21 protein-coding genes and 2 pseudogenes are annotated in these 23,280 nt (G+C 45.4%); 11 read left to right on the top strand and 12 right to left on the bottom strand.

Features of this window, described 5'->3' with window-relative positions; all coding sequences use genetic code 11:
- Positions 1-711: 711 nt before the first annotated feature.
- From kdpA to B5D77_RS23785, 6 genes and pseudogenes are all read left to right on the top strand, one after another.
- Complete coding sequence (gene kdpA, locus B5D77_RS23815; RefSeq protein WP_106909780.1) at positions 712-2,457, top strand: potassium-transporting ATPase subunit KdpA; 1,746 nt, start codon at positions 712-714, stop codon at positions 2,455-2,457.
- A 15-nt stretch (positions 2,458-2,472) separates the two neighbouring features.
- Positions 2,473-4,632, top strand: a complete 2,160-nt coding sequence (kdpB, locus tag B5D77_RS23810) for a potassium-transporting ATPase subunit KdpB (protein WP_106909779.1) — start codon at positions 2,473-2,475, stop codon at positions 4,630-4,632.
- Positions 4,632-4,910 (top strand): annotated as a pseudogene (locus tag B5D77_RS27555) (HindVP family restriction endonuclease); the annotation flags it as partial. The gene kdpB and the pseudogene B5D77_RS27555, both read left to right, overlap by 1 nt.
- Positions 4,911-4,916: 6 nt before the next feature.
- On the top strand, positions 4,917-5,849 hold the full coding sequence (locus B5D77_RS23805) for a DNA cytosine methyltransferase (RefSeq protein WP_008199563.1): 933 nt from the start codon (positions 4,917-4,919) through the stop codon (positions 5,847-5,849).
- Positions 5,850-6,908: 1,059 nt separating this feature from the next.
- Positions 6,909-7,622: a PEP-CTERM sorting domain-containing protein gene (locus B5D77_RS23795; protein WP_106909777.1), complete on the top strand. Its 714-nt coding sequence runs from the start codon at positions 6,909-6,911 to the stop codon at positions 7,620-7,622.
- A gap of 1,798 nt (positions 7,623-9,420) precedes the next feature.
- Positions 9,421-10,857: a folate/biopterin family MFS transporter gene (locus B5D77_RS23785; RefSeq protein WP_008199556.1), complete on the top strand. Its 1,437-nt coding sequence runs from the start codon at positions 9,421-9,423 to the stop codon at positions 10,855-10,857.
- Positions 10,858-10,953: 96 nt separating this feature from the next.
- Here the strand turns inward: B5D77_RS23785 and B5D77_RS23780 are convergent, their stop codons facing one another.
- The 6 genes from B5D77_RS23780 to B5D77_RS23755 form a co-directional block, all read right to left on the bottom strand.
- Positions 10,954-11,175, bottom strand: coding sequence for a type II toxin-antitoxin system HicA family toxin (locus tag B5D77_RS23780; RefSeq protein ID WP_002732388.1), 222 nt, complete (start codon positions 11,173-11,175; stop codon positions 10,954-10,956).
- Complete coding sequence (locus tag B5D77_RS23775; protein ID WP_002753457.1) at positions 11,175-11,420, bottom strand: type II toxin-antitoxin system HicB family antitoxin; 246 nt, start codon at positions 11,418-11,420, stop codon at positions 11,175-11,177. Before B5D77_RS23775 ends, B5D77_RS23780 begins: the two co-directional genes overlap by 1 nt.
- Positions 11,421-11,525: 105 nt before the next feature.
- A complete protein-coding gene (locus tag B5D77_RS23770) occupies positions 11,526-11,714 on the bottom strand; it encodes a hypothetical protein (RefSeq protein ID WP_002766800.1) in 189 nt (62 codons plus the stop codon).
- A 69-nt stretch (positions 11,715-11,783) separates the two neighbouring features.
- Positions 11,784-12,056: a hypothetical protein gene (locus B5D77_RS23765; protein WP_106909776.1), complete on the bottom strand. Its 273-nt coding sequence runs from the start codon at positions 12,054-12,056 to the stop codon at positions 11,784-11,786.
- Positions 12,057-12,133: 77 nt separating this feature from the next.
- Complete coding sequence (locus B5D77_RS23760) at positions 12,134-12,358, bottom strand: type II toxin-antitoxin system HicA family toxin (protein WP_002733933.1); 225 nt, start codon at positions 12,356-12,358, stop codon at positions 12,134-12,136.
- Complete coding sequence (locus B5D77_RS23755; protein ID WP_008199545.1) at positions 12,355-12,567, bottom strand: type II toxin-antitoxin system HicB family antitoxin; 213 nt, start codon at positions 12,565-12,567, stop codon at positions 12,355-12,357. Before B5D77_RS23755 ends, B5D77_RS23760 begins: the two co-directional genes overlap by 4 nt.
- A 378-nt stretch (positions 12,568-12,945) precedes the next feature.
- Between B5D77_RS23755 and B5D77_RS23750 the strand changes: the two genes are divergently transcribed.
- Both B5D77_RS23750 and B5D77_RS23745 read left to right on the top strand, forming a co-directional pair.
- On the top strand, positions 12,946-13,245 hold the full coding sequence (locus B5D77_RS23750) for a type II toxin-antitoxin system Phd/YefM family antitoxin (RefSeq protein WP_002763657.1): 300 nt from the start codon (positions 12,946-12,948) through the stop codon (positions 13,243-13,245).
- Positions 13,229-13,501, top strand: a pseudogene (locus tag B5D77_RS23745) (Txe/YoeB family addiction module toxin). Before B5D77_RS23750 ends, B5D77_RS23745 begins: the two are co-directional and overlap by 17 nt.
- A gap of 56 nt (positions 13,502-13,557) precedes the next feature.
- On the opposite strand, the gene B5D77_RS23740 reads toward B5D77_RS23745, so the two are convergent.
- The gene (locus B5D77_RS23740) at positions 13,558-14,487 is read right to left on the bottom strand and encodes a PEP-CTERM sorting domain-containing protein (protein WP_254053013.1); all 930 of its coding nucleotides are present in this window, start codon (positions 14,485-14,487) and stop codon (positions 13,558-13,560) included.
- Between the two features lie 425 nt (positions 14,488-14,912).
- On the opposite strand from B5D77_RS23740, the gene B5D77_RS23730 reads away from it, so the two are divergent.
- Together B5D77_RS23730 and B5D77_RS23725 are read left to right on the top strand one after the other, a co-directional pair.
- Positions 14,913-17,084: a glutamine synthetase III gene (locus tag B5D77_RS23730; RefSeq protein ID WP_106909774.1), complete on the top strand. Its 2,172-nt coding sequence runs from the start codon at positions 14,913-14,915 to the stop codon at positions 17,082-17,084.
- A 114-nt stretch (positions 17,085-17,198) separates the two neighbouring features.
- Positions 17,199-18,668, top strand: coding sequence for a carotenoid oxygenase family protein (locus B5D77_RS23725; protein WP_106910059.1), 1,470 nt, complete (start codon positions 17,199-17,201; stop codon positions 18,666-18,668).
- Between the two features lie 44 nt (positions 18,669-18,712).
- Here the strand turns inward: B5D77_RS23725 and B5D77_RS23720 are convergent, their stop codons facing one another.
- From B5D77_RS23720 to B5D77_RS26805, 3 genes are all read right to left on the bottom strand, one after another.
- Positions 18,713-19,588, bottom strand: a complete 876-nt coding sequence (locus tag B5D77_RS23720; protein WP_106909773.1) for a Tab2/Atab2 family RNA-binding protein — start codon at positions 19,586-19,588, stop codon at positions 18,713-18,715.
- A 148-nt stretch (positions 19,589-19,736) separates the two neighbouring features.
- Positions 19,737-20,756 carry a glycosyltransferase gene (locus tag B5D77_RS23715; protein WP_008199531.1) on the bottom strand — a complete coding sequence of 340 codons (1,020 nt, stop codon included), beginning with the start codon at positions 20,754-20,756 and terminating at the stop codon, positions 19,737-19,739.
- A gap of 281 nt (positions 20,757-21,037) precedes the next feature.
- Positions 21,038-21,994: an IS110 family transposase gene (locus tag B5D77_RS26805; RefSeq protein WP_216362947.1), complete on the bottom strand. Its 957-nt coding sequence runs from the start codon at positions 21,992-21,994 to the stop codon at positions 21,038-21,040.
- A gap of 296 nt (positions 21,995-22,290) precedes the next feature.
- Between B5D77_RS26805 and B5D77_RS26085 the strand changes: the two genes are divergently transcribed.
- Positions 22,291-22,449: a hypothetical protein gene (locus B5D77_RS26085; protein ID WP_159036994.1), complete on the top strand. Its 159-nt coding sequence runs from the start codon at positions 22,291-22,293 to the stop codon at positions 22,447-22,449.
- Positions 22,450-22,553: 104 nt separating this feature from the next.
- Here B5D77_RS26085 and B5D77_RS23710 read toward each other — a convergent pair whose 3' ends face one another.
- Positions 22,554-22,877 carry a DUF3593 domain-containing protein gene (locus tag B5D77_RS23710; protein WP_008199525.1) on the bottom strand — a complete coding sequence of 108 codons (324 nt, stop codon included), beginning with the start codon at positions 22,875-22,877 and terminating at the stop codon, positions 22,554-22,556.
- On the bottom strand, positions 22,870-23,181 hold the full coding sequence (locus B5D77_RS23705; protein WP_002734463.1) for a DUF2499 domain-containing protein: 312 nt from the start codon (positions 23,179-23,181) through the stop codon (positions 22,870-22,872). Before B5D77_RS23705 ends, B5D77_RS23710 begins: the two co-directional genes overlap by 8 nt.
- Between the last annotated feature and the right edge of the window lie 99 nt (positions 23,182-23,280).

Raw genomic sequence — 23,280 nt, 5'->3', positions numbered from 1 at the left:
TTTTTAATAATAATTTAGGGTTTGCTGCAAAAAGTAGGTGCGAAGCATTCGGAGTCTATATTTCACATTTATTCAGCCAACCCTAATTAATAATACTTTTCAAAAATAATGGCACAGATGATTAATAGCCATCACCTCACTTTTAACCTTGAGAGCTAAGGGCTGCCCAAGTCAAAAGTAGAGTAGAAAGTATCAAAGAACATCCCTTACATGATATCGGCGAGACTTGGAAACTATTTACATCAAATTAGTTACCCGATAGAACCACCTTAAGCCGTCTTGCACACTTGGCTCTTTTTGTCAAATTTTATGTTAAGAAATATGTGAATAATAGATAGGGGGGGGGAAGCGGACAATTTTTAACACCTACCTAATTAAAAATTACGATGGCGTTTGCATAATTATTCCTGTTTGTTCAGCCACTGGTGAGGTAAAATCCTAAGAGTCACTGATAATTGCTAATTGTCAGTATTTCTGTATAAGTGCGTAAAAGCTGATAGGATAACGAACGGAAAAAATATAAGTAGGTGGGTGGAATTAAATATAAAATGAACGTAGGTTGGGTTGAAGCATGAAACCCAACGCCCGCATGGGTTACGCTACCGCTAACCCATCCTACAAATAATTGTGCCTACCTACTTAGCTTGTCAAGGTGCGACAAATCGCTATAATCATCCCGACCACTGGTCTTTTTTTGGAGTTGATCGAACCATGCTGCAAGGATGGATTCAAATCGCGCTCACGATCCTGATAATCGTGGCAATCACCCCCTTTTTCGGGCGGTATATGGCTAGGGTTTTTATGGAACAGAGAACCCTACTCGACCCACTGTGCGATCGAGCCGAGAGTCTTCTTTACAGCTTCGTCGGGGTGAAAAGGAAAGAGAATATGACCGGCTGGCAGTACCTCTGCGCCCTTCTCTACAGTAATGCGGTAATAGCAATTCTGGTTTTTTCCCTGATTGCCGGCCAAGGAGTCCTTCCCCTCAACCCGACGGCGATCCCCGCCCCCACTTGGGACACCACGCTACATACAACGATTTCCTTTATCACCAACAGCGACCAACAGCATTATTCTGGAGAAACCACCCTCAGCTACGGGAGTCAGATTTGGGGTCTCGGCTACCAGATGTTCACCTCGGCCGGAACCGGTCTAGCGGTGGGGATCGCCTTTATTCGGGGACTGACGGGGCGACCGTTGGGCAATTTCTATGTGGATCTGATCCGAGCGATCACCCGTATCCTCTTACCGATCTCGATCGTGGGGGCAATTGCCCTGATCATCGCCGGAGTCCCGGAAACCCTCGCGGGCCCGGCGATCTTGCCGACGCTAGAAAACCCCAACCTCAGTCAGGCGATCGCCCGCGGTCCAGTGGCCCACTTCGAGATTATTAAGGAATTGGGAGAAAACGGCGGCGGCTTTTTTGCCAGCAACTCGGCCCACCCCTTTGAAAACCCGAACGGATTCGTCAATCTGGTGCAGTTGGTAGCGATTCTCTCGATTCCCACCTCCCTGATCTATACCTACGGGGTTTTCGCCGATAATCTCAAGCAAGCTCGGTTAATCTATCTAATTCCCCTCGGTATCTTCATCGGCTTTACGATCATCACAGCGATCGGGGAATATAACGGCAACCAGGCGGTTAACTCGCTGCTAGGGGTTGATCGAGCGGTTAACTTCGAGGGTAAAGAAGTACGCTTCGGTTGGGCGCAATCGGCCCTGTACGCGGTAACTACCACGGCCACCATGTGCGGTGCTGTGATCGCCATGCACGATTCCTTGATGCCGAACGGCGGCTTCGCCACCCTCTCGAATCTGTTCCTGCAAATCGTCTTCGGCGGCCAGGGAACCGGCACAGCCTACCTGTTCGCCTATCTGATCCTAGCGGTATTCGTCACCGGGCTAATGGTGGGAAGAACCCCCGAATTGTTCGGGCGCAAAATCGAGAAGCGGGAAGTGGTGTTAGCGAGTTTTTTAATTCTGCTGGTTCACCCGATCGCCATCCTCATCCCCGCAGCGATCGCCCTTGCCTTTCCCGACTTTCAGGGCATCAGTAACCCCGGCTTTCACGGATTATCTCAAGTTATCTACGAGTACGCTTCCGCCGCCGCCAATAACGGGTCGGGATTCGAGGGACTGGGGGACTCCCAACCCGCGCCGCTTGCGATCGCGGCTGGTGCCAAACCGACGATTACCGCTCTCTGGTGGAATCTAAGCGCCTGCTTCAGTTTACTCGCCGGACGGTATATCCCGATCGCCGCCCTGCTCTTGTTAGCCGATGGGATGTCCCGCAAACAACCGGTTCCTGCCACCACCGGAACCCTCCGCACCGATACTGGACTCTTTACCGGCGTGACGGCGGGGGTGATTTTAATTCTCGGTGCGCTCACTTTCTTGCCGATATTGGCCCTCGGGCCGATTGCGGAAGCCTTTCAAATCACCCGGATGATCGGCTAGGAGTTGGGATAATTTATGAGAACGAACAAAGGAAATTCTAAATCCTCCCGCCCGTTGCGAGTGCCGAGAGGTCGCCTGGACGACCGCCACCACACCCCCAAGGTCAACCGGACCGGTCTCTATCAAAGCGCGATCCGGCAGTCCTTCCTCAAACTCGACCCGCGCATCGCCGTGCGTAACCCGGTCCTGTTCGTGGTCTGGTTAGGAACGATCGTCACGGCCTTGGTGACGATCGACCCGCATCTATTCGGCACGATCGCAGGGGATAGGGGACAACAACGGCTACTTAACGGCATCATCACCCTGATCCTCTTCTTCACGGTGCTGTTTGCCAACTTCGCCGAGGCGATCGCCGAGGGACGGGGAAAAGCCCAGGCCGATGCCCTGCGATCGACCCGCAGCGACACGATCGCCCGGAAAATCCTTGCCGACGGCTCGATCGAGTCGGTCAGTTCCACGGCCTTGGGTCGGGGCGATCGGGTAAAACTGGTGGCTGGGGACGTGATTCCCGCCGACGGGGAAGTGATCGAGGGAATCGGTTCGGTGGATGAATCGGCGATCACCGGAGAATCGGCCCCCGTCCTCAAACAACCCGGCACTGACATCGCCAGTTCCGTCACCGGTGGCACCAGGCTTCTCTCGGACGAGTTGACAGTACGGATCACTCAAGATCCCGGCCGGGGTTTTATTGATCGCATGATCTCCCTTGTGGAAGGGGCCGAGCGCAGGAAAACCCCCAACGAGATCGCGCTGACGGTACTTCTGGCCGTGTTAACCCAAGTCTTTTTAATTGTCGTGGCCACGATTCCCTCGATCGGGAACTATATCGCCGGTTTCTTGGAAACGAGCCTCGGGCCGGCGGTTGCGGATACTTTTCGGGCCGGCTCCAGTATCGCCATCTTGATCTCCCTCCTCGTCGCTCTCATTCCCACGACGATCGGCGGTTTATTGAGCGCGATCGGCATCGCTGGGATGGATCGTGTGGCTCAGTTTAATGTCATCGCCACCTCCGGGCGCGCGGTGGAAGCCTGCGGCGACGTGAATACCCTCCTTCTCGACAAAACGGGAACGATCACCCTCGGCAACCGACTGGCTGACGAATTTATCCCCGTGAACGGTCATAACCTCGAGGAATTAGCCCGCATCTGTCTAGCGGCCAGCCTTTTCGACGAAACCCCAGAAGGACGCTCGATCATTGCCTTAGCCCGGAATTTGGGCGCGAACCTCGATATCGATGGCCAACCCGGCGAGGGAATCGAATTCTCCGCTCGTACCCGCATGAGCGGCACCGATAGGGCCGGCGAGGAATACCGTAAGGGAGCCGTAGAAGCGATTAAAGGTTTCGTCCGTTCCCGCGGTGGTTCTGTTCCCCAGACCCTCGATGAGGCACAGGAAAGGGTTTCCCGTTTGGGGGGAACTCCCCTGGCCGTCTGTCGGGGTAACGATATCTACGGGGTTATTTATCTCAAAGACATCGTGAAACCTGGATTAAAAGAGCGTTTCGACCAATTACGGCGCATGGGTGTGAGAACGATCATGCTCACCGGCGACAACCAGATCACGGCGGCGGTGATCGCGGCGGAGGCGGGGGTGGATGATTTTATCGCCGAGGCCACCCCAGAAGATAAGATCGAGGTGATCCGTCGCGAGCAAGCCAAGGGCAAGTTAGTTGCCATGACGGGAGACGGAACCAATGACGCACCGGCACTGGCCCAGGCTAATGTCGGTGTGGCGATGAACTCCGGAACCCAAGCGGCGAAGGAGGCGGCCAATATGGTGGATCTCGATTCCGACCCGACCAAGCTGATCGATTTAGTAACCATCGGCAAACAGTTATTAATTACCCGCGGCGCCCTGACCACGTTTTCGGTGGCTAACGATATCGCTAAGTATTTCGCCATTATCCCGACTATTTTCGCCGCCGCCGGGATCGGTGCTTTAAACATTATGGGTTTGAAAAGCGCTCAATCGGCGATCGTCTCGGCCCTGATCTACAATGCCCTGATTATCCCCGTTTTGATTCCCCTAGCACTTAAAGGCGTTCAATTTCGCCCGCTCACTGCTGACCAACTATTGCGGCGCAATATCCTCATCTACGGGGTAGGAGGCGTGATCGCGCCGTTTATTGCTATTAAGATTATTGATGAGATAATTTCAGCGATCGGGTTGAGGTAATGGCAAAATCGGCAATATTTAAGCCTAGTTTATTCGGATTGAAGCACTCGAATCGGGATTTTAGCCAAAAAGAAACCTGGGGTAAAAATCAATTTAACTCCTCATTTCCAGCTTCTTTGTGCGCTTACTTGGATGGGAAAGGACTGAAAAATGTATATCTGAAACTTGACGAAAATTTAAAAATTCAACCGACGGAGTTAAGTACAAAAGAGTTATACGGTCTAGCTCCCGATTCCGATAATTTATTTTACGCTTTCGAGAGTCAATTTAGAGGAGGGAGCAAAATGATCACAATCGATTTATTTGCTGGTTGTGGTGGTTTATCTTTAGGTTTCCAGAAAGCGGGGTTTACTATTGTGGCTGCATTTGATAATTGGATACCTGCTATAGATGTCTATAGAAATAACTTTAGTCATCCGATATTTAATGTCGATTTATCTAGAGAATCTAATCAAGAAATATTGGCTCAATATAATCCTGAGATTATTGTCGGCAGCCCTCCTTGTCAAGACTTTTCCAGTGCCGGTAAGAGAAACGAGGGTTTAGGACGAGCGAATCTAACGCTCACATTCGCTGAAATTGTCACTAGAGTAAGTCCCCAATGGTTTGTTATGGAAAATGTGGATAGAATTGAGAAAAGTAAAATACTCACTCAGGCAAAACAAATTTTTAAAAGCCATGGTTATGGTTTGACTGGAAAAGTTATTAATTCTTGTTACTGCGGAGTTCCTCAAACTAGAAAAAGATATTTTCTGATCGGTAAAATGAAGCAAGAAGATGATTTTTTAATCGATGAGATCAATGAAAATCTATCAAGTCAACCTCTGACTGTATTTGACTATATGGGCAAAGAATTAGATATAGAATACTATTATAGACATCCTAGAAGCTATCAAAGAAGGGCGATATTCAGTATTTATGAACCTAGCCCTACTATTCGAGGAGTAAATCGACCAATTCCCAAAACCTATCGACAACATCCCGGTGATGCTTGTCATCTTAATGAAAAATTAAGACCGCTAACAACGAGCGAGAGAAGCTATATCCAAACTTTTCCTAAAGACTTTATTTTTGCTGGAACAAAATCTAATCTAGAACAAATGATTGGCAATGCTGTCCCTGTTAATTTGGCCAGATATGTAGGCCAATGTATTCTTAACTATGAATTGAAAAAAGGGAAAAAGATAACCTATCGACAACTACAGCTATTTTCTTGATTTACTGGCAAAAACAAATTTCCCAAAAACTCAAAACTCTAATTCTTATGAAAGCATCCCCTAGAAAATGCAGATTTTTCTGGTATATCTGAACTTTTTCCATACATATCTACTACAATAGCCGAAAACCATTATCTATCAATGGATATACCCCTTAACTTTTCCTAATATACCCATGTAATTTGCAATATTTCCTCATGGAGGGGAATTCTCTCCATTTGCTAGAATGATGGCCATGGCTATCTAGACTTCCCCCACATACATAAATACTAAAAAATCAACAAAACCCTGACTGCATGGAGCTTCTCAGAAAAAATTGAAAAGACGCTCCTGGTTACATTTTTCGCTTGAAAATCGCTGTACCGTTGACTGTATCTGGATTAGAGCGATTCCGTAGAGTTGGCTGTATAGCGATCACTAACCTGATGGTGACAGATGGTGTCATTAATCTCTAGAGTAAGGGATTCCCTCTGTAGCCATGTTTTTGCTGGTTTTCTGCACCGAAATAAGCTATAATGGCGGAAAAGTCAAATTGGAAGATTTTTGCCTCAAACCCTATCTGTCTAAGGACTTCAGGATTTTGTGTCCAGTAGTCCATTGGTATTATATTGATTTAACTCAGGCTCTGTAAGACTTTTAGCCATAGCTAGTATGTTTATAAGTACCTAAGCAAAATTAATTACACATCTAAACCACTACTCCTTCAGACTTCATGGTGTGAGGAAACAGTGAACTGAAAACTCAAATCCGATCCCTAATAGCTGTCTCCTGTCTCCTGTCTCCTGTCTCGACTAGGAAATTAATTTTGCACGACTACTTAGGGGGGAAGTCCAGTGATAACTCGTTGTCACTATCTCGAAACAATGACTAATGAAATTAAAAACTTGACTAACTATCATTGGCTAACTTATGAGTGATTGTTATCACCCTTATGAGTGATTGTTATCACCTTTAACAGGATTTAGTATAAAAACGGGTTAATCAGGGTTACAATGTTGCCAAAAACTCCAAGTGATGCTATTATAATGTTAAAACACCTTACTCTGGAGTGTTAAGGCCATGAATCAAAAAATATTAAGGAAATTAATTTCTTTTGCTGGTGGCGATAAGCTAGGATTGTTAAAACTAGCGATCGCATCCTCCTGTTTAGTGATTGTTCCGCAGGTGCAAGTTAGGGCGGCATCTATTCCCATATTGAATCATAGCTTTGAAAGCCCGACCGCTCCTATGCAGGCAGGTAATCTTTATTATAGCATGAATGTCATCAATAACTGGACCCTAGTTCCTAATCCATCGAATGCTTTGCAGGGGGTTTTTAGCCCAATGATGGCGTCCTCGACCATGAGTGCTTTCACTGACCCGATCCCCGATGGCTCTCAAACTGCCTACAGTAACGGGGGAACCATCAGCCAGGTACTTAATGCAACTTTGCAAGCGAACACGCGATATACTTTGGGGGCCTATGTCGGGAACAGAAACTTTCAAAATTTCCCGACTTACAGTATCCAACTTTGGGCCGGAACTAATCTTCTAGCTAGTAACGGTAGTGTTATTCCTGCTGATGGCAGGTTCTCACTTGTCACCGTTAACCATACCAGTGGCAGTATGGTTACCCCCGGGCAGGCATTAGAAATCCGCCTGGTCTCATCGGGAGTACAGGCCAATTTCGATCTGATAACCCTTAACGCTACTCCTATTCCTATTCCCGAACCTTCCGCAATATTAGGATTGCTAGGTTTCGGACTGTTGGGGATTGGTTTGAAGTTAAAATAAAAACGGTAGATTTAAACGAAGTGGGAGAATAAAGTTTTGCTTCCCCCGCTTTCTGCGCTAAATCTACTTAAGAGCCTCAAGCTTTCCTGTGACTATCCCACTTTTTCTAAGACCGGCTCCGCTCGTTGACGGTCTTTTGCGGCTGCTTCTTCGGGTTTCCCTTCAGGTGCTGGGCATAAAACAAGGTGACTTGTTTTATGCCCAGTCTGAACTGGCATTAACTTATACGGTATGTGTTTTGTTAGTAATTCCCTATGTTCATTAAGTAGGGTTTGCTGAATAAATTTGAAATGTAGGCAAAGTAAAGGTTTTGGGGCTTTTCTCGCGAAACAGGTGCAAGATTTTGAGAGAATCGTCGTTCAAAACCTTGCGTCTTCATCGGCCCGCGTCCTGTAGGGGCGAAGCATTCGGACAATAACCTATCGGTGAAAAGGTAGATTTTCTATCCGAATGCTTCGCCCGTACTTATTCAGCAAACCCTAAGTATATCCTATGGGATGCAAAAGGACAAGCGGTAAAAAGATAACGCGTTACATTTTATGCTTCGCATCCTAATATATCGGTGATCGCTGTACCTCATTATTGACCGTTGAAGAAATTGGCTTGCCCTAAGATTAAAGGCACATTGGGTGCTTGAGTGCAAGCGAAGGCAAGATCAAGGGTGGGGAATGAACTGACTTGGACATCAACAACGAGCGCACGCGCTTCCCATCGAGCCAGGTTTCCTGCCAATAGAGAGCAGCAATTATTGTCGGTTGGGTTGACGCCAGGAAAGCCGACCAAGAGTAACCTTTAGGGTGGTTGGGTTTCGCTTAAACAAGGGACTTGAGCTATTTTCGACCCGGTATTGTTGCGCTCAACCCAACCTACGCAGCGATGCGATCGCCCTGAAAGTGTAGGTGAGCAATACCTAACCTTGCTTCTATTCTTGTGTCAGAAACTGTTAAACCAGGCTCTGTTTACTTAAGGGAATACATGAGCATGGTGCGTTCCCAAAAATCTATCGGTGGAGTAGTAGGACTTGCATTAGGGAACGCACCCTACGGCTATCGAACCACAACAAGTAACGAAGAGCCACAATAATTAGTCAGGGCGAAGTCGAATCCCACTAGGACTTATCAACTCTCCACCTCGACCTTCTTGATAGATAATCTGGCCTGATAAATTCTCAGGACTAACTATAATCACACGAACTCTTGAGCCATCGCTTTCCCAGTAACCAGAAGCACTCGATGTTCTCGTTCTAGGTGTCGTGTATCCACTGTTTATAAATGAAGAACAGGTCTGTTTAAAATCGCCTCCATCATAGAAAAAATATCTACACCTTTGATTAATACCCGTTCCCGAATCACTACGTTCTGAGGAGAAAGTTGTAACGCCTCTCTGAGAAATCAATTGTGCTTGTACTTGCTGAGAGTTTGGGATATCTAATATCTGAATAACTGAGAAGATACTGAGTATTAAAGTGAGAATTCTAGGTTTTGTCATTTTGGACACCTTAAATCGCAATTTGATCTAGATGGTCTAACTAGACATTAGACCAAAACTTTCCCCATATCAGACCAAATACAGATTTTTTTAAAAATCTTTCTGTATATTACTCTCAAATAGAGCGATCGCAAAAAAGTTTCCCCATAACACGACAATAAGCCTTTTATGGGGAAATTCAACTAAAACCCTAAAACCCAATACCCAACCGCCAAAACCTAAAGCTCAACAGTTAAACCCTAACAGCTAACGCACCGATCGAGCGATCAATCATTATTATAGAGACAGTAACAAATATTTATGAAACTTCATGCTTATTAATCACCTTGGCATCGATCGCGGGAAAAAATTCCTTAAAGAGACTATCTTGTTCGGAAATGACCCTAATCCCGAATTAATCGGCATTTTAGGGGTTTATTTCGTGCAGGGCATTCTCGGACTCTCCCGATTAGCGGTTAGCTTCTTTTTAAAAGACGATTTGGCCTTGAGTCCCTCCCAGATGGGGGCATTAATCGGAGTGGCGGCGATTCCTTGGGTGATTAAACCAGCTTTTGGCTTTCTTTCGGATGGTTTGCCTATTTTCGGCTATCGTCGTCGGCCTTACCTCATTTTATCGGGAATTCTCGGTGTTTTAGCTTGGTTGGCCCTCGCCACTGTGGTGGAGAATGCTTGGCAAGCGACGGCGGCGATCCTGCTTGGTTCCCTTTCTGTCACCATTAGTGATGTCATCGTCGATTCTTTGGTAGTAGAAAGGGCCCGCAGAGAGTCCTTCACTCAATCCGGCTCTCTACAGTCCTTAACTTGGGGAATATCGGCCCTAGGCGGCTTAATTACGGCTTATCTGGGAGGTTGGTTACTGGCACACCTCGGTACTCGTCCTGTCTTCGCTCTCACCGCTATTTTTCCCCTGATTGCCTCAGCCATGGCGTTTTTAATTACAGAGGAAAAAATCAAGAATAATAACGATGCACGATCTAAGCCGAAAGTCAAGGAGCAAATCGGGCAATTATGGTCAGCAATTAGACAAAAATCAATTTTATTACCCACTGCCTTTATTTTTCTCTGGCAGGCTACTCCTAGCGCCGATTCTGCCTTTTTTTACTTCACCACCAACGAGTTAGGATTTGAACCAGAATTTTTAGGACGAGTGCGCTTAGTCACCAGTTTAGCCTCGATCCTGGGTATCTGGGTATATCAAAGGTTTTTAAAAGCGATTTCCTTCCGTTTAATTTTGGGTTGGAGTACGGTGATTTCCGCGCTTTTAGGCATGACTACCCTACTCTTAGTTACCCATGCTAATCGAGCGCTCGGTATTGACGATCATTGGTTTAGTTTGGGGGATAGTCTCATCCTCACCGTCATGGGACAAATTGCCTTTTTACCCGTCTTAATCTTATCGGCCCGTCTTTGTCCCGTGGGCATTGAAGCATCTCTATTCGCTTTATTAATGTCTATCTGGAATATGTCAGGATTAGTTTCCCAAGAAATCGGTGCTTTATTAACCCATTGGTTGGGAGTCACCGAAACTAATTTTGATAACCTTTGGTTATTGGTGGTGATTACTAATCTCTCCACTCTCCTACCTTTACCTCTAATTAAATGGCTACCTTCTACGGATCCGCAATCTCAGGAAGTCAAGAAAACTTTTCCCCCCGCAGAAGTCTTTGAACATCATGTTACCGGTTCTTTAGCTGAACCTGGTTTTATTCCCGAACTTGTCCCCGAATTAATCGACACAAGAGATTGACAGTCCAGAAAAGGGGTTTCTCAAAGAAACCCCTTTTCTATGGCATTCATCTTGCTTAATTGAGAACAGTTTTTAACTTTTCCAAGACAGAATTGTTTAACGTAATTTTTCCCATTCTTCTCTACTAATATTTGCTTGTTGTAAAATTTTAGCCAGCAAGCTTTTACTGATATCTCCTTGGTGTGGATTAGGAATCCAGATTTTTAACTTTCCCTGCACCATATATTGATGATTTCCTCCTACCAGAGGACCAGAAAATCCCAGCTTTCTCAACTGGCGAATTAACTCTTTCCTTTTGATGGGGGCAAAAGGTGGCATCAGGCGATTTTTTGTTGAGGGGTTAGATTGATACCGTCAACAATCGGTAACTGATGCTGTAAGCGTAGTCCTAAAATAACCCAGCCTTCCAAAACTTCCTGTAACTGTTCCTTGGTAGCTTCGAGAGTTGTTTCATTAGCATATACTCCCTCAAATCCCGGAATTTCTCCATAAAAAGTACCGTCTTCTAGAACTTCATAGGTTGCCAGTTCCATTGCTTGTTTTAGATATTTTGTTAGCATCATTGACAGGAATAAAGCTCAGTTATTGTCTCGAAGATTGTCGATGTGATTATCAGTTGTTTTGAACTTGGCGATAATTTTGCCCTGTTTCTCCAGAAAACGGGTTTCTCAAAGAAACCCGTTTTCTAGGTTTTCTAACTGCTGTCTTCGTCTTTGACGATTTTCCGCTTCTAAGCGACTAATCGCTTCTTCTAATTGTAATCCAACTAATTCCATCTCTTGACAATTGCGGTGTGCTTTTGCCAAAGTTTGCTTAAGTTGATCAGAATCCCGGGGAAGCTGAGGAACAAAATCCATATTTAACTCCATTCAAGTTTAATTTCTTCGACACTACGCATCAAGGCAGGAATCGGCACTTGGGTTGTCTTAATCACTGTTCCAATCCTCGAACATCTGCCCAACGCTAGTATAACGCTTAAGACGCTCAGGATGTTTTTCTACTTCTTCAATGGCGGCGAGCGTTTCTGTATTAGGAATTTGAACATCAAAGGGAAAACCTTGATGAAAATCGACATCAGATAAGGCTGGATGCTGAATTTTTTGTAGCAGAAGCTGTTGTTCTTCGTCAGTTAAGGAGAGGATAATTTGAGCAAGGGAATCAATTAGTTTAGTATTGATTGCAGCAGCAGCTTGACTCATATAGCGTTTACATTGTTTAATAGTCTATTTTTGAATTGGCGATTTATGAGCGGTTGTTTCGACTCTGGTGACTCAAGCTAAAGGAGAGTTTTAAACTCTGCCACTGTCAATCCCGCTTGACGAATGATAGATCTCAGCGTTCCCTTAGCGACTTCTCGATGGTCAGGGATGGTGATGCGTCGATAGGGATAGGCTTTTTGTCTGAGTATGATATGACTTCCTCGCTGCCGATCTAATTCGTAGCCAATCTTGCCCAGTGCTTTAACGACTTGGCGACCAGCGATAGGAGGGAGTTCACTCATAATTTAACCTCTACCAGTTCCTCAGAAATTGGTGGTGGAATCGGTTCATTGTGCGCTTCTAGGCTTTCTAGATATAAAGCAATTGCTTCCTGAATGTTGGCGAGTAACTCGAACCGGGTATTGCCTTGAGAAATACAGCCGGGTAGGGAGGGAACTTCAGCCACATAAATGCCATCTTCATCCTGCTCAATTAAGACGCGATATTTCATGGGTTTGTCCTTGCTTTGAATTGATTGGAAGTTAATTATTTTAATCCAGTCTAGCGCGAGTTAGCAAACCCTAGCGATCGCGGCTTATTCCAGAAAAGGGGTTTCTCAAAGAAACCCCTTTTCTATGGCACGGATTAGGGAACCAAGTCCTGTCTTTTGGTAAATTCTATCCAAAAGCCTATCCCCCCCCGATTTTGTCAAGTATCGCTGTTTTAAGCGATTATATAGGGTTTTATCGATGTTTTTCGTCAATTATTCTGGGATGAGGTAGGAGTGAAGATCGATCGCCCTAAGTCCAGAAAACGAGTTTCTTTAAAAAACCCGTTTTCTCAGTTGATGAAATAAGCTAAAATCGAATCAACTCGTTGCCCTCGCCTTATGTTTTCTATCCAAACTACCTACACTCAAGCTCAAGAAAATTTAGCGAGCCTTCTGGATCGATTGGAAAGCGAGAATAGTATGGCGATTATTACGCGCCCTGGTCATAAAGATATGGCACTATTGAGCGCAGAGGAATTAACTGGCTTATTAGAAACCGTTTATCTTTTGCGATCGCCTGCGAATGCGAGAAAGTTATTGGCAGCACTGGAACGTTCAATGGAGAGGGACGTTCAAACAATACCGGGACAGACAGTTACAGAACTTTGTCAGGAGTTAGGAATTGAACGCCAAGAGTAGGGCAATTGTCTTTGACAGTTAATTTCGAGAAGATTTAAGATGGTGGTACAAAACAGATAAAAAAATCGCCTTTCGCCTACTCGATCTCGTAGAATCTGTCACCGCCGATCCCTTTACTGGAATAGGCAAACCAGAACCCATAAAGTATCTTGAAGCTAATAGTTGGTCACGCCGAATTACCACAGAACACCGTCTAGTCTATCGAGTCAAAGATGACCGCATTGAGTTTTTAGCAGCACGATATCACTATACTTAAACAGCTTATGTATTCCAGAAAACGGGTTTCTCAAAGAAACCCGTTTTCTATGGCAATTAAGCTTTGTCACTGCCTTGCTTTGGCTTTAACTGGCGTTTAACCAATGCACCGAAGCCCAACAGTCCCAATCCTAGAACGGTACTAGGTTCGGGAACGTTCTGTCCTGTTACGGTTAAGGGAAAAGAAACCCCTTGAGCCGGATTACCCAAAGCGAGGGTAATCCAGCTACCTGAATCCAACTGCCGTGCATTTCCATTTACAGTTACGGGATTTCCCCCTGAAGTTGTCATTAGAAAAGGAGTAAAAGCAGTTGTACCTCCTGTGGGTGACAGCCCCGTTAGTTGGTAGTCTGCCCAGTAAGTGCCTGGCGCGAGAGTAAGACCAGAACCACTGAAATTGGCGGCAATGTTCATCACCGGGCGTCGGGCATTGTCTAACACGCCATTGAAAGTGCGGTAAACGCCAGTCCAGTTAGTAGATAGTAGATTTGTGGACGAACCGAGAATATTACTTCCAGCAAGACCGGGGGCATTGTCCCAAATATTAACTGAGATGCCAGTAAAAGGTGAAGCAGGGGGAAACCCATAAGTTGATACCATGTAACCCATCACCGATACCTTATCGATCGCCCACAGTCCTGCATTAGAAATGGTAAAGCTTTGTGCCACGCGCGTTACAGTCACCCCCCCTGCATCCACAGTAGCAGAGGCTTGACTGACATCTGATCCGTTGAATCCTGCACCTGGGTTGGTGACGATATTTGTCTGGCTAAATAGAGTAGTTGCCTGTGCGGGCAAGCTAACTACCGTTCCGAGGGTGACAGCAGTTGCCATCCCGATTGTTGTCCCGAGAAAATCTGAGACAGGCTTTAAGGGAAGGGAGCGGCTTAAGAATGAGCTTTTTTGAGTAGCCATCGGTTTATTCGGGTAAATTATGGGAAAAAGCTTATCACCCCCCCCGATTTTGTCAAGTATCGCTGTTTTCATCGATTTTATAGGGTTTTATCTCTGTTTTTCGTCAAATCTTCTGGGTTGAGGGGGAGTGAGGAGCGATCGCCCTAAGTCCAGAAAACGGGTTTCTCAAAGAAACCCGTTTTCTCAGTTCCCCTGCGTGGGTCAAGAGGGGGTGAGGTGCGATCGCTTGTGGAAGATCGGGTTTGGGATATTTGTAATGTTTGATACAAATCTCTCGATCATCTGTTCTTAAGATGAAGGCTGGTGTTGCTAATTGATCGGAAAAGAGGCCGGCGCAAGCAGATAAAAACCGCAGAGAAGCTTGTGCCGTGGGATCAAAATTATTAAGCGGAGAATAGCCTCTGACCGGACTTCAACATCAAAGTTAGTAGGAAACTTGTCATCGCCTAAGTAAAGTAACCCCTTATCCACGACACAACAAAATAGGAAAAATACTTATGAGTTATGGAACCCGTGTTCAAGCTATCTCTCAAGTCACAGACCGTAAACCCCTACCTAGCAAAATTCCTCAGCGTTTAGAGGCCCTCTGGGCAACCGATGTCTTTACCCTGAGCAAAATGCAGGCCAGTCTCCCCAAAGATGTATTCAAATCGGTCAAAAACACGATTTTAACCGGGGGAAAATTAGACGTTTCCATCGCCAGTACGGTAGCGGCAGCGATGAAGGATTGGGCCACGTCCAAAGGGGCGCTGTACTATGCTCACGTCTTCTATCCGATGACCAACGCCACCGCCGAAAAACATGATGGTTTTATCTCCGTGCAGAGCGACGGCTCGGTGATCACAGAATTTACGGGCAAAGTCTTAGTACAGGGGGAACCGGACGGATCCTCCTTTCCTAACGGCGGACTTCGCTCCACCTTTGAAGCGCGGGGTTACACCGCTTGGGATGTCACCAGTCCCGCCTACGTCATGGAGACGGATAATGGTGTCACCCTGTGTATTCCCACGGTTTTCATCTCTTGGACAGGAGAGGCCCTCGACAAAAAAACGCCGCTTTTACGCTCGATTTCATCGATGAGTAAAGCCGCCACCAGGGTGCTGAAGCTCTTAGGACATACGGAAGTCGCCCCCGTTAACTCCAGCTGCGGTGCTGAACAGGAATATTTCCTCGTAGATGCTCATTTTGCCCATAGTCGCCCCGATTTACTGCTCACCGGTCGCACCCTATTTGGTAAACCCGCCGCCAAGGGTCAACAGTTCGACGATCATTATTTTGGTGCGATTCCCGAACGGGTTCAGGTGTTTATGCAGGAAGTGGAGGAAAGAATGTATCGCCTCGGCATTCCAGCCAAAACCCGCCATAACGAAGTCGCTCCCGGACAGTTCGAGATTGCGCCCTTTTTCGAGGCTGCTAACGTGGCCAGTGACCATCAGCAGTTAATTATGACTTTGCTGAAAAGTACGGCTAAAAAACACGGTTTTGTCTGCCTACTGCATGAAAAACCCTTTGCCGGAATTAATGGTTCGGGAAAACACGTTAACTGGTCCGTCGGCAACGCCACCCAGGGCAATCTGTTGGATCCGGGCGATACTCCCCACGCTAATATGCAGTTTTTGTTATTCTGTGGGGCGGTGATTCGTGGCGTTCACAAGTACGGGGCGCTTTTACGCGCAGTGGTGGCTACCGCCAGCAATGATCACCGTTTGGGGGCAAATGAAGCTCCTCCCGCCATTATTTCGGTATATTTGGGCAGCCAGTTAGAAAAGGTATTCGACCAAATTAGCCAAGGCCGAATTGAGGGTTCTGATGCCCCGGGATTGATGGATCTCGGTGTCGATACCCTGCCGGTATTCCCCAAGGATCCTGGCGATCGCAATCGTACCTCTCCTTTTGCTTTTACGGGCAATCGCTTTGAATTCCGCGCTGTGGGTTCTAATCAGTCAGTTTCTGGGCCGCTGGTGGCGATGAACACGATTCTAGCCGATTCCCTGACTTGGGTGGCGGATAACTTAGAAAGCCGGATGAAAGCCGGGGAAGACCTCAATACTGCCGCCGAGGGTGTTCTCAAGGAGATCATGGACAAACACAGAAATGTGATCTTCGGAGGTAACGGATATTCCCCAGAATGGCACAAAATGGCGGTAGAAGAGCGCGGTTTGGCTAATCTCCGCACCACTGCCGATGCTTTACCCGTGCTGAAAGCTGATTATATTGAAGAACTGTTTACCCGCATGGGTGTGTTTACCCCCGTTGAACTGGAAAGTCGTTTCGATGTCTATGCGGAACAGTATTTACTGGCCATCGAAGTGGAGGCGAAACTGGTGGTAAGTATGGCTAAAACGATTATTTATCCCGCTGCTGTTCGCTACTTGTCGGAATTGTCTTTGGCGATCTCTAATGCGGCGGCGATCGGCATCGAGATCAATAAGGAAAACGCCCAAACCGTCTCGAATCTGATTAAGTTAATGATGGATAGCGTTGGTAAACTGAGTGAGGCCATTGCTAAACACGATTTTGACTCGATCGAGGAACATATGCAGTATTCCGCTCAAACGATCCGTCCCTTGATGGATAAGGTGCGCGAATATGCTGACACGCTGGAAGGAGAAGTGGCCGACAATTTCTGGCCGCTACCTACCTATCAAGAAATGTTGTTTGTTAAATAACACGACGGCAAGGAGGGGGTGAATAAGCTGAAAAAATGATTGGCCACCCCCTTCTTTTTAGCTCTGGTAGTTTTAAGTTATGTTAAGAAAAGTAAATTCAAACCTAAAACTACTATGGTACTAACTCCGACAATTGGCGAAAAATCCTATAATCGTCAGGATTGGCAAAAAGGCTATCAATCCCAACCTAACGAGTACGATTACGAGGTAGAGGACATCGAGGGGCAAATTCCCCCCGATTTACAGGGTACAGTCTTTAAAAACGGCCCCGGTTTACTGGATATCGCTGGCACTGCGATCGCTCATCCCTTTGATGGGGATGGTATGATCAGCGCGATTAGCTTCAACCATGGCCGCGTACATTATCGTAATCGTTTTGTGAAAACTGAGGGTTATCTCCAGGAACAGAAAGCGGGAAAACCCCTTTATCGCGGTGTTTTCGGCACGAAAAAACCGGGGGGAATTTTCGGCAATGCTTTTGATTTGCGTCTGAAAAATATTGCTAATACTAATGTTATCTACTGGGGTGATAAATTACTGGCACTTTGGGAAGCGGCCGAACCCCATCGCCTCGATGCTAAAACCCTTGATACTATTGGTTTAGACTATCTCGATGGTATCTTGGAAAAAGGCGATGCTTTTGCCGCTCATCCTCGCATCGATCCCGCTTGTATCTTCGATAATTATCAACCTTGTCTGGTAAATTTTGCCATTAAAACGGGTTTGTCGAGTGCTATTACTCTCTACGAAATTAGTCCCACGGGTAAGTTATTACGTCGTCATACCCACAGTGTACCGGGCTTTTGTTTTATCCACGATTTTGTTATTACTCCCCACTACGCTATCTTTTTCCAAAACCCGGTTGGTTATAATCCTTTTCCCTTTCTTTTTGGGTTAAAAGGTGCGGGAGAATGCCTCATCAATCAACCGGACAAGTTAACTAGGATTATTATTATCCCCCGGGATCATAACAAAGGAGAAGTGAAAGTTTTAGAAACTCCATCGGGTTTTGTCTTCCACCATAGCAATGCTTTTGAACAAGGGGAGAAAATTTATATTGATTCTATTTGTTATCAATCCTTACCACAACTGGATTCAAATAGCAGTTTTCAATCGGTAGATTTTGATAGTTTAGCTCCCGGACATCTGTGGCGATTTACACTAAATTTATCAGAAAATACCGTTACAAGAGAATGTATTCTAGAGCATTGTTGTGAATTTCCCAGCATCAATCCTGCAAAAGTTGGTCGAGATTACCGTTATTTATACATCGCTGCCGCTCATCATGCCACCGGTAATGCTCCTTTGCAAGCAATCTTAAAACTGGACCTATTAACGGGAGAAAAACAATTACATTCTTTTGCTCCCCGGGGATTTGCGGGTGAACCAATTTTTGTGCCTAAACCCGATGGAATTGCTGAGGATGATGGTTGGTTATTGGTAGTTACTTACGATGCGGCCAATCATCGATCGAATATGGTAATCTTAGATGCTAAAGATATCACTAATTCCCTAGCAGTTATCCATCTTAAACATCATATTCCCTACGGGTTACACGGTAGTTGGACTAGACAATGTTTTTAAGTTAATTGTCTAGGGGTGGATTGAAAAACCACCCTGACTAAACTTTACTCTTGAGAGCCTTCTTGTAGTAGCCAAAAACCAGCGAAGGATTCCGATTCAGGGTTAGATTGAACGGCTAAAAAATGCAGATTATTGGCTTTTTGTTTAGCTTCTTCAAAGTTTTTAGCTTCGTTTAAAGTCTCGGCATTAGTGACGTTGACGAGAATCCAGCTATCACTAGCACCCGTTTCTAAACGTAGCAGAGGACGAGAACCAGTTTCTAACTTTAAATAGGCCATTTCTAACCCTGACATCCAACCAGCTAGGGGTAAAGCGCGGGGGGAAAAAATAACTAAACCGGGTATTTTTAGATTCTCATCTAATCCCATTCCCAGTATAAGCAAATTTTCTCCGAAGCTAATATCCCAATCTTTTAAATCATTAAAAGAAGACAATTCTAGCGTGACAAAGGCCCATTTATCTGCCTTATCTCCCCGGACAGCATCGGGAAGGGGAACAGCATTTAAAGGGGGATAATTAACGGAAGCGGTTTTAGTTAAATTTTGATCATAACCAACTTCTTGGGGGTAGAAATTAACCATTCTTTCTTCTATCCATCTAGTGAGAGCATGAGTGCGACGACTAGGGGAAGCGGGAATACCGATATCTTCGCAAGCTTTGCTAATCATGTTATTCATCTGACGACGGAAAAAGCGAATTTTTTTGGGAGTTACCCCCGCTTCCTTGATAGCTGCAGTAATTGCCTCTCCTAACCATTGGGAATTAACCATCGTATTAGGACAATAACTGGCATATTTAAATAGTGTATCGGAGGAGCGATCGATTGTTGCTGGAGTTTCACAGATTAATAATTCCCATCTTTTTTTATTATTTTCATCCAGCACCGGCCGCGAATAAAAATCAAGTTCCCAAATAGTCATATTTTTTTCAGTTATCAGTTATCAGTTATCAGTTATCAGTTATCAGTTATCAGATTTGAGTTTTAAGTGTGCAGTATGTATTAAGTGGGCAGTATTAAATAGCAGCTTCCTACTGTCTTTTCACTGATTACTGCTCACTGTTTACTGTTTACTGCTCACTGAAAAATCCCCTATCCCCGACAACAGTACGAACGCGGTAGATAGGACGTTTTTGGGATTCATGGTAAGTTCGCATCAAAATTTCTGCCAAAAGACCAAAACAGAGTAATTGTACCCCAGTTAAAAAGAATAACACAGCTAGGATTAACAAAGGTCGATCGCCGATGTCTTGTCCGAAACCGAGTTTGAGAATAGTCAGATAAGTGCCTAAAATAATCCCCACCACCATGGATAACAGTCCGTAGAGTCCAAAAATGTGCATCGGACGGGTGAGGAACTTTTTCATAAAAAAGACAGTAAATAAGTCCATAATCACGCGAATTGTGCGACCTAAACCATATTTACTCTGTCCGAACCGTCTAGCGTGGTGATTAACGGGAATTTCGGTTATTTTTGCCCCTTCAATAAAAGCTAACGCGGGTAAAAAGCGATGTAATTCCCCGTAGAGATTCATATCGGCCACTAATTCGGCTCGATAGGCTTTCAAAGAACAACCGTAGTCGTGTAATTTGACCCCTGTTACCTTTGCTATTAGCCAATTAGCTATTTTTGAGGGTAAAAGCCGTTTTACCCGGTCATCTTGGCGATTTTTGCGCCAGCCACTCACGAGGTCATAACCTTCCTCTAATTTGGCCAATAATAGGGGTATATCATTGGGATCGTTCTGTAAATCGCCGTCGAGGGTAACGATTATCTGTCCCGTGGCATAATTAAATCCGGCAGCCATGGCGGGGGTTTGTCCGTAGTTGCGTCGCAATATTACCGCCTTGAGATCATGGCGATTTTGGGCTAAATTAGTTAAAACCTCGGTGGAACCATCCTTAGAACCGTCGTCAACACAGATAATCTCGTAGTTAATTTGATAAGAACGCAAAATCGTGGCGATACTCTCGACGAGATGGGGGATACTGTCCACTTCGTTATAAATGGGAACCACTACCGATAAAGTCTGGATAGCAGCCTGCGGGTTTGGTTCATTGACACTGATGGACGGTGTAATCGGGGGCATAGTTGACTGACGCAGGGGCCTTTTGGGGCGATTGTATCACAATTCAGTGATCAGTGATCAGTTATCAGTTATCAGTCATCAGTTAAGTAGGTGGGTGGAATTAAATATAAAATGAACGTAGCGACTGTCTTGATTGTCAAGGGGTAACTCAAAAAACAATCAAGGAGTTGCTGTCGAACCTAAAATCTCAAGCCAGAAAAAAGCGCAGCAAAAACTAAGTCGCTCAGGTTAAACCAAAGCAAGCGCAACCCTTGATCAGAGATAACAAAAAGTGTGAATCTCTAGGAACAAGGTGGTAAATTGTCAGCAAGCTGCCAAGGCTGATTTTGGCGAACCATTGCATTAAGAATAACTAAGATTTTCCGCACACAAGCAGTCAGAGCCAGTTTTTTTGATTTACCGCGTCCGACTAGGCGTTCGTAAAAGGTTTTAATCACCGGATTATGACGCATAGCTACCACCGCTCCCATGTAAAGAGTCGCCCGAATCTGAGCGCGACCTCCCTGAATCATTCGCTTACCTTTATGTTGACCACTATCATGATTAATCGGTGCGACACCGACTAAGCGAGAGATTTGTTTGGCGGTTAATTGACCGAGTTCTGGTAAGTCGGAGACGAGAGTAGTAGAAATTACTTGACCAATCCCCGGCACGGTTTTGAGTAAATTGACTTTCTCGAGCCATTGTTGGTTAGCTTGGGTCAATTCCTCAATTTCTTGATTGAGTTTTTCGAGGCAGTTATCGAGATACTCAAGATGGGCTTCGATATCGACCAAAGCTTTACCGCGAGCGCGTTCCCGTCGGTTTTTTTCGGCAGTCCGCATCTCGACAAGTTGCCGGCGACGACTAATTAAGTCGCCCAATTGACGAGATTCTTCCGACTCAACCGCTAATATTTGCGGTTGCATTGCTTCGCCAAAATGAGCTAAAATTTGAGCGTCAATGGCATCGGTTTTGGCTAATTTACCAGTGGCTTTAGCAAAGTCTCTTCCTTGACGGGGATTGATTAAGGCTACAGGTAAATCCGCTTCTTGTAATTGAATCACCAGTTCAGTTTCTAAACCTCCTGTTGCTTCCAGAACGATGAGGTTGACAGTGTAGGATTTTAGGGTTTCGACCAGTTTAGATATGTCCTCCTTTGTGTTAGCAACTTTCATCGCTTTACTGAGGGGACGAAGGTAAACATCTAGGGTCGCTTTACTAATGTCAATGCCTACCCATTGAGAGATATTTTCCATGATTAAACCTGAGAAATTGGCGGGATTAATGGTTCTTTTGGAGAGCATCCCCTTGATTTTACTCATCCTTGCCCGATACGGTCTCTTAGCTTAACAATTGATTGTTTTCGCCACGACCCCGGCGACTGTTCGAGTTTTGTCAGGGAGATTATGGTGGTGACCCTTGCTACGAAGCGGTCTTTTCCGACCAAGGTTGGGACGGTCTACCACCTCTCTCAATATACAAGGTTGGGTTGAAGCATGAAACCCAACGTCCGCATGGGTTACGCTACCGCTAACCCATCCTACAAATAATTGTGCCTACCTACTTATCAGTTATCAGTTATCAGTTATCAGATGTGAGTTGTCAGTTCACTGATTACTGTTTACTGTTCACTGTCCACTGTTCCCTGAAAATACCCCCCACTATCAGTTATCAGTTATCAGTTATCAGATGTGAGTTGTCAGTTCACTGATTACTGTTTACTGTTCACTGTCCACTGTTCCCTGAAAATACCCCCCACTATCAGTTATCAGTTATCAGTTATCAGTTATCAGATGTGAGTTGTCAGTTCACTGATTACTGTTTACTGTTCACTGTCCACTGTTCCCCTTTCTCTGTTTCCTTTTTCGCTAAAATTGCCTGACGAAAACCTAAGACGACGAGAATATTGGAGAGGGTGAGGAAAAATTCGGCGCTGCCGTGTAACCAATCGACGTTGGCTAATTCTTGACCATAGTGGATTTTGGCGTAGATACCAGCAGGAATAGTGATAAAAACGAAGATTAACAGCACATAAAAGCCAATTAAGGCTAAACGGGGCATTTTTCCCGAACGAGTGACAAACCAAAGAAACCCCAGATAGGGAAACAGGGAAATGGCAAATAAACTCTCTTTATTCATTGTTAACGCTGATTTTACTGGAACGCCACAGCCACCAACCGGCAGCACAGAGGGTAAAATTTCCTAAGACAGTCATGGCTGCCTGTAGGGTGACTAACCAGGATAAGGCACTGATATTATCAAAAAAATGCCATGTACAGGCACACATGGCCCCAATTAAAGCGGGTAACATTCCCCAAGATAACATTCGCCACGATCGATCGCTACTGATGTCGCCATAGGTCCAGACTAACCAGATCGCCGCTATCCATTCTACGACACTCGATACATGAACTATCCACGTCGGTATTGATAAAGCATTCATTTTTTTACAGTTATCAGTTATCAGTTATCAGTGGGTAAGTTATCAGTTATCAGTTATCAGATTTGAGTTTTAAGTGTGCAGTATTAAATAGAAGTTTCC

It is taken from the genome of Microcystis sp. MC19, assembly GCF_003019735.1.
Classification (GTDB): domain Bacteria; phylum Cyanobacteriota; class Cyanobacteriia; order Cyanobacteriales; family Microcystaceae; genus Microcystis.
Note: the sequence above shows the minus strand (reverse complement) of the source record. Positions and strands in the feature narration are given on the sequence as shown.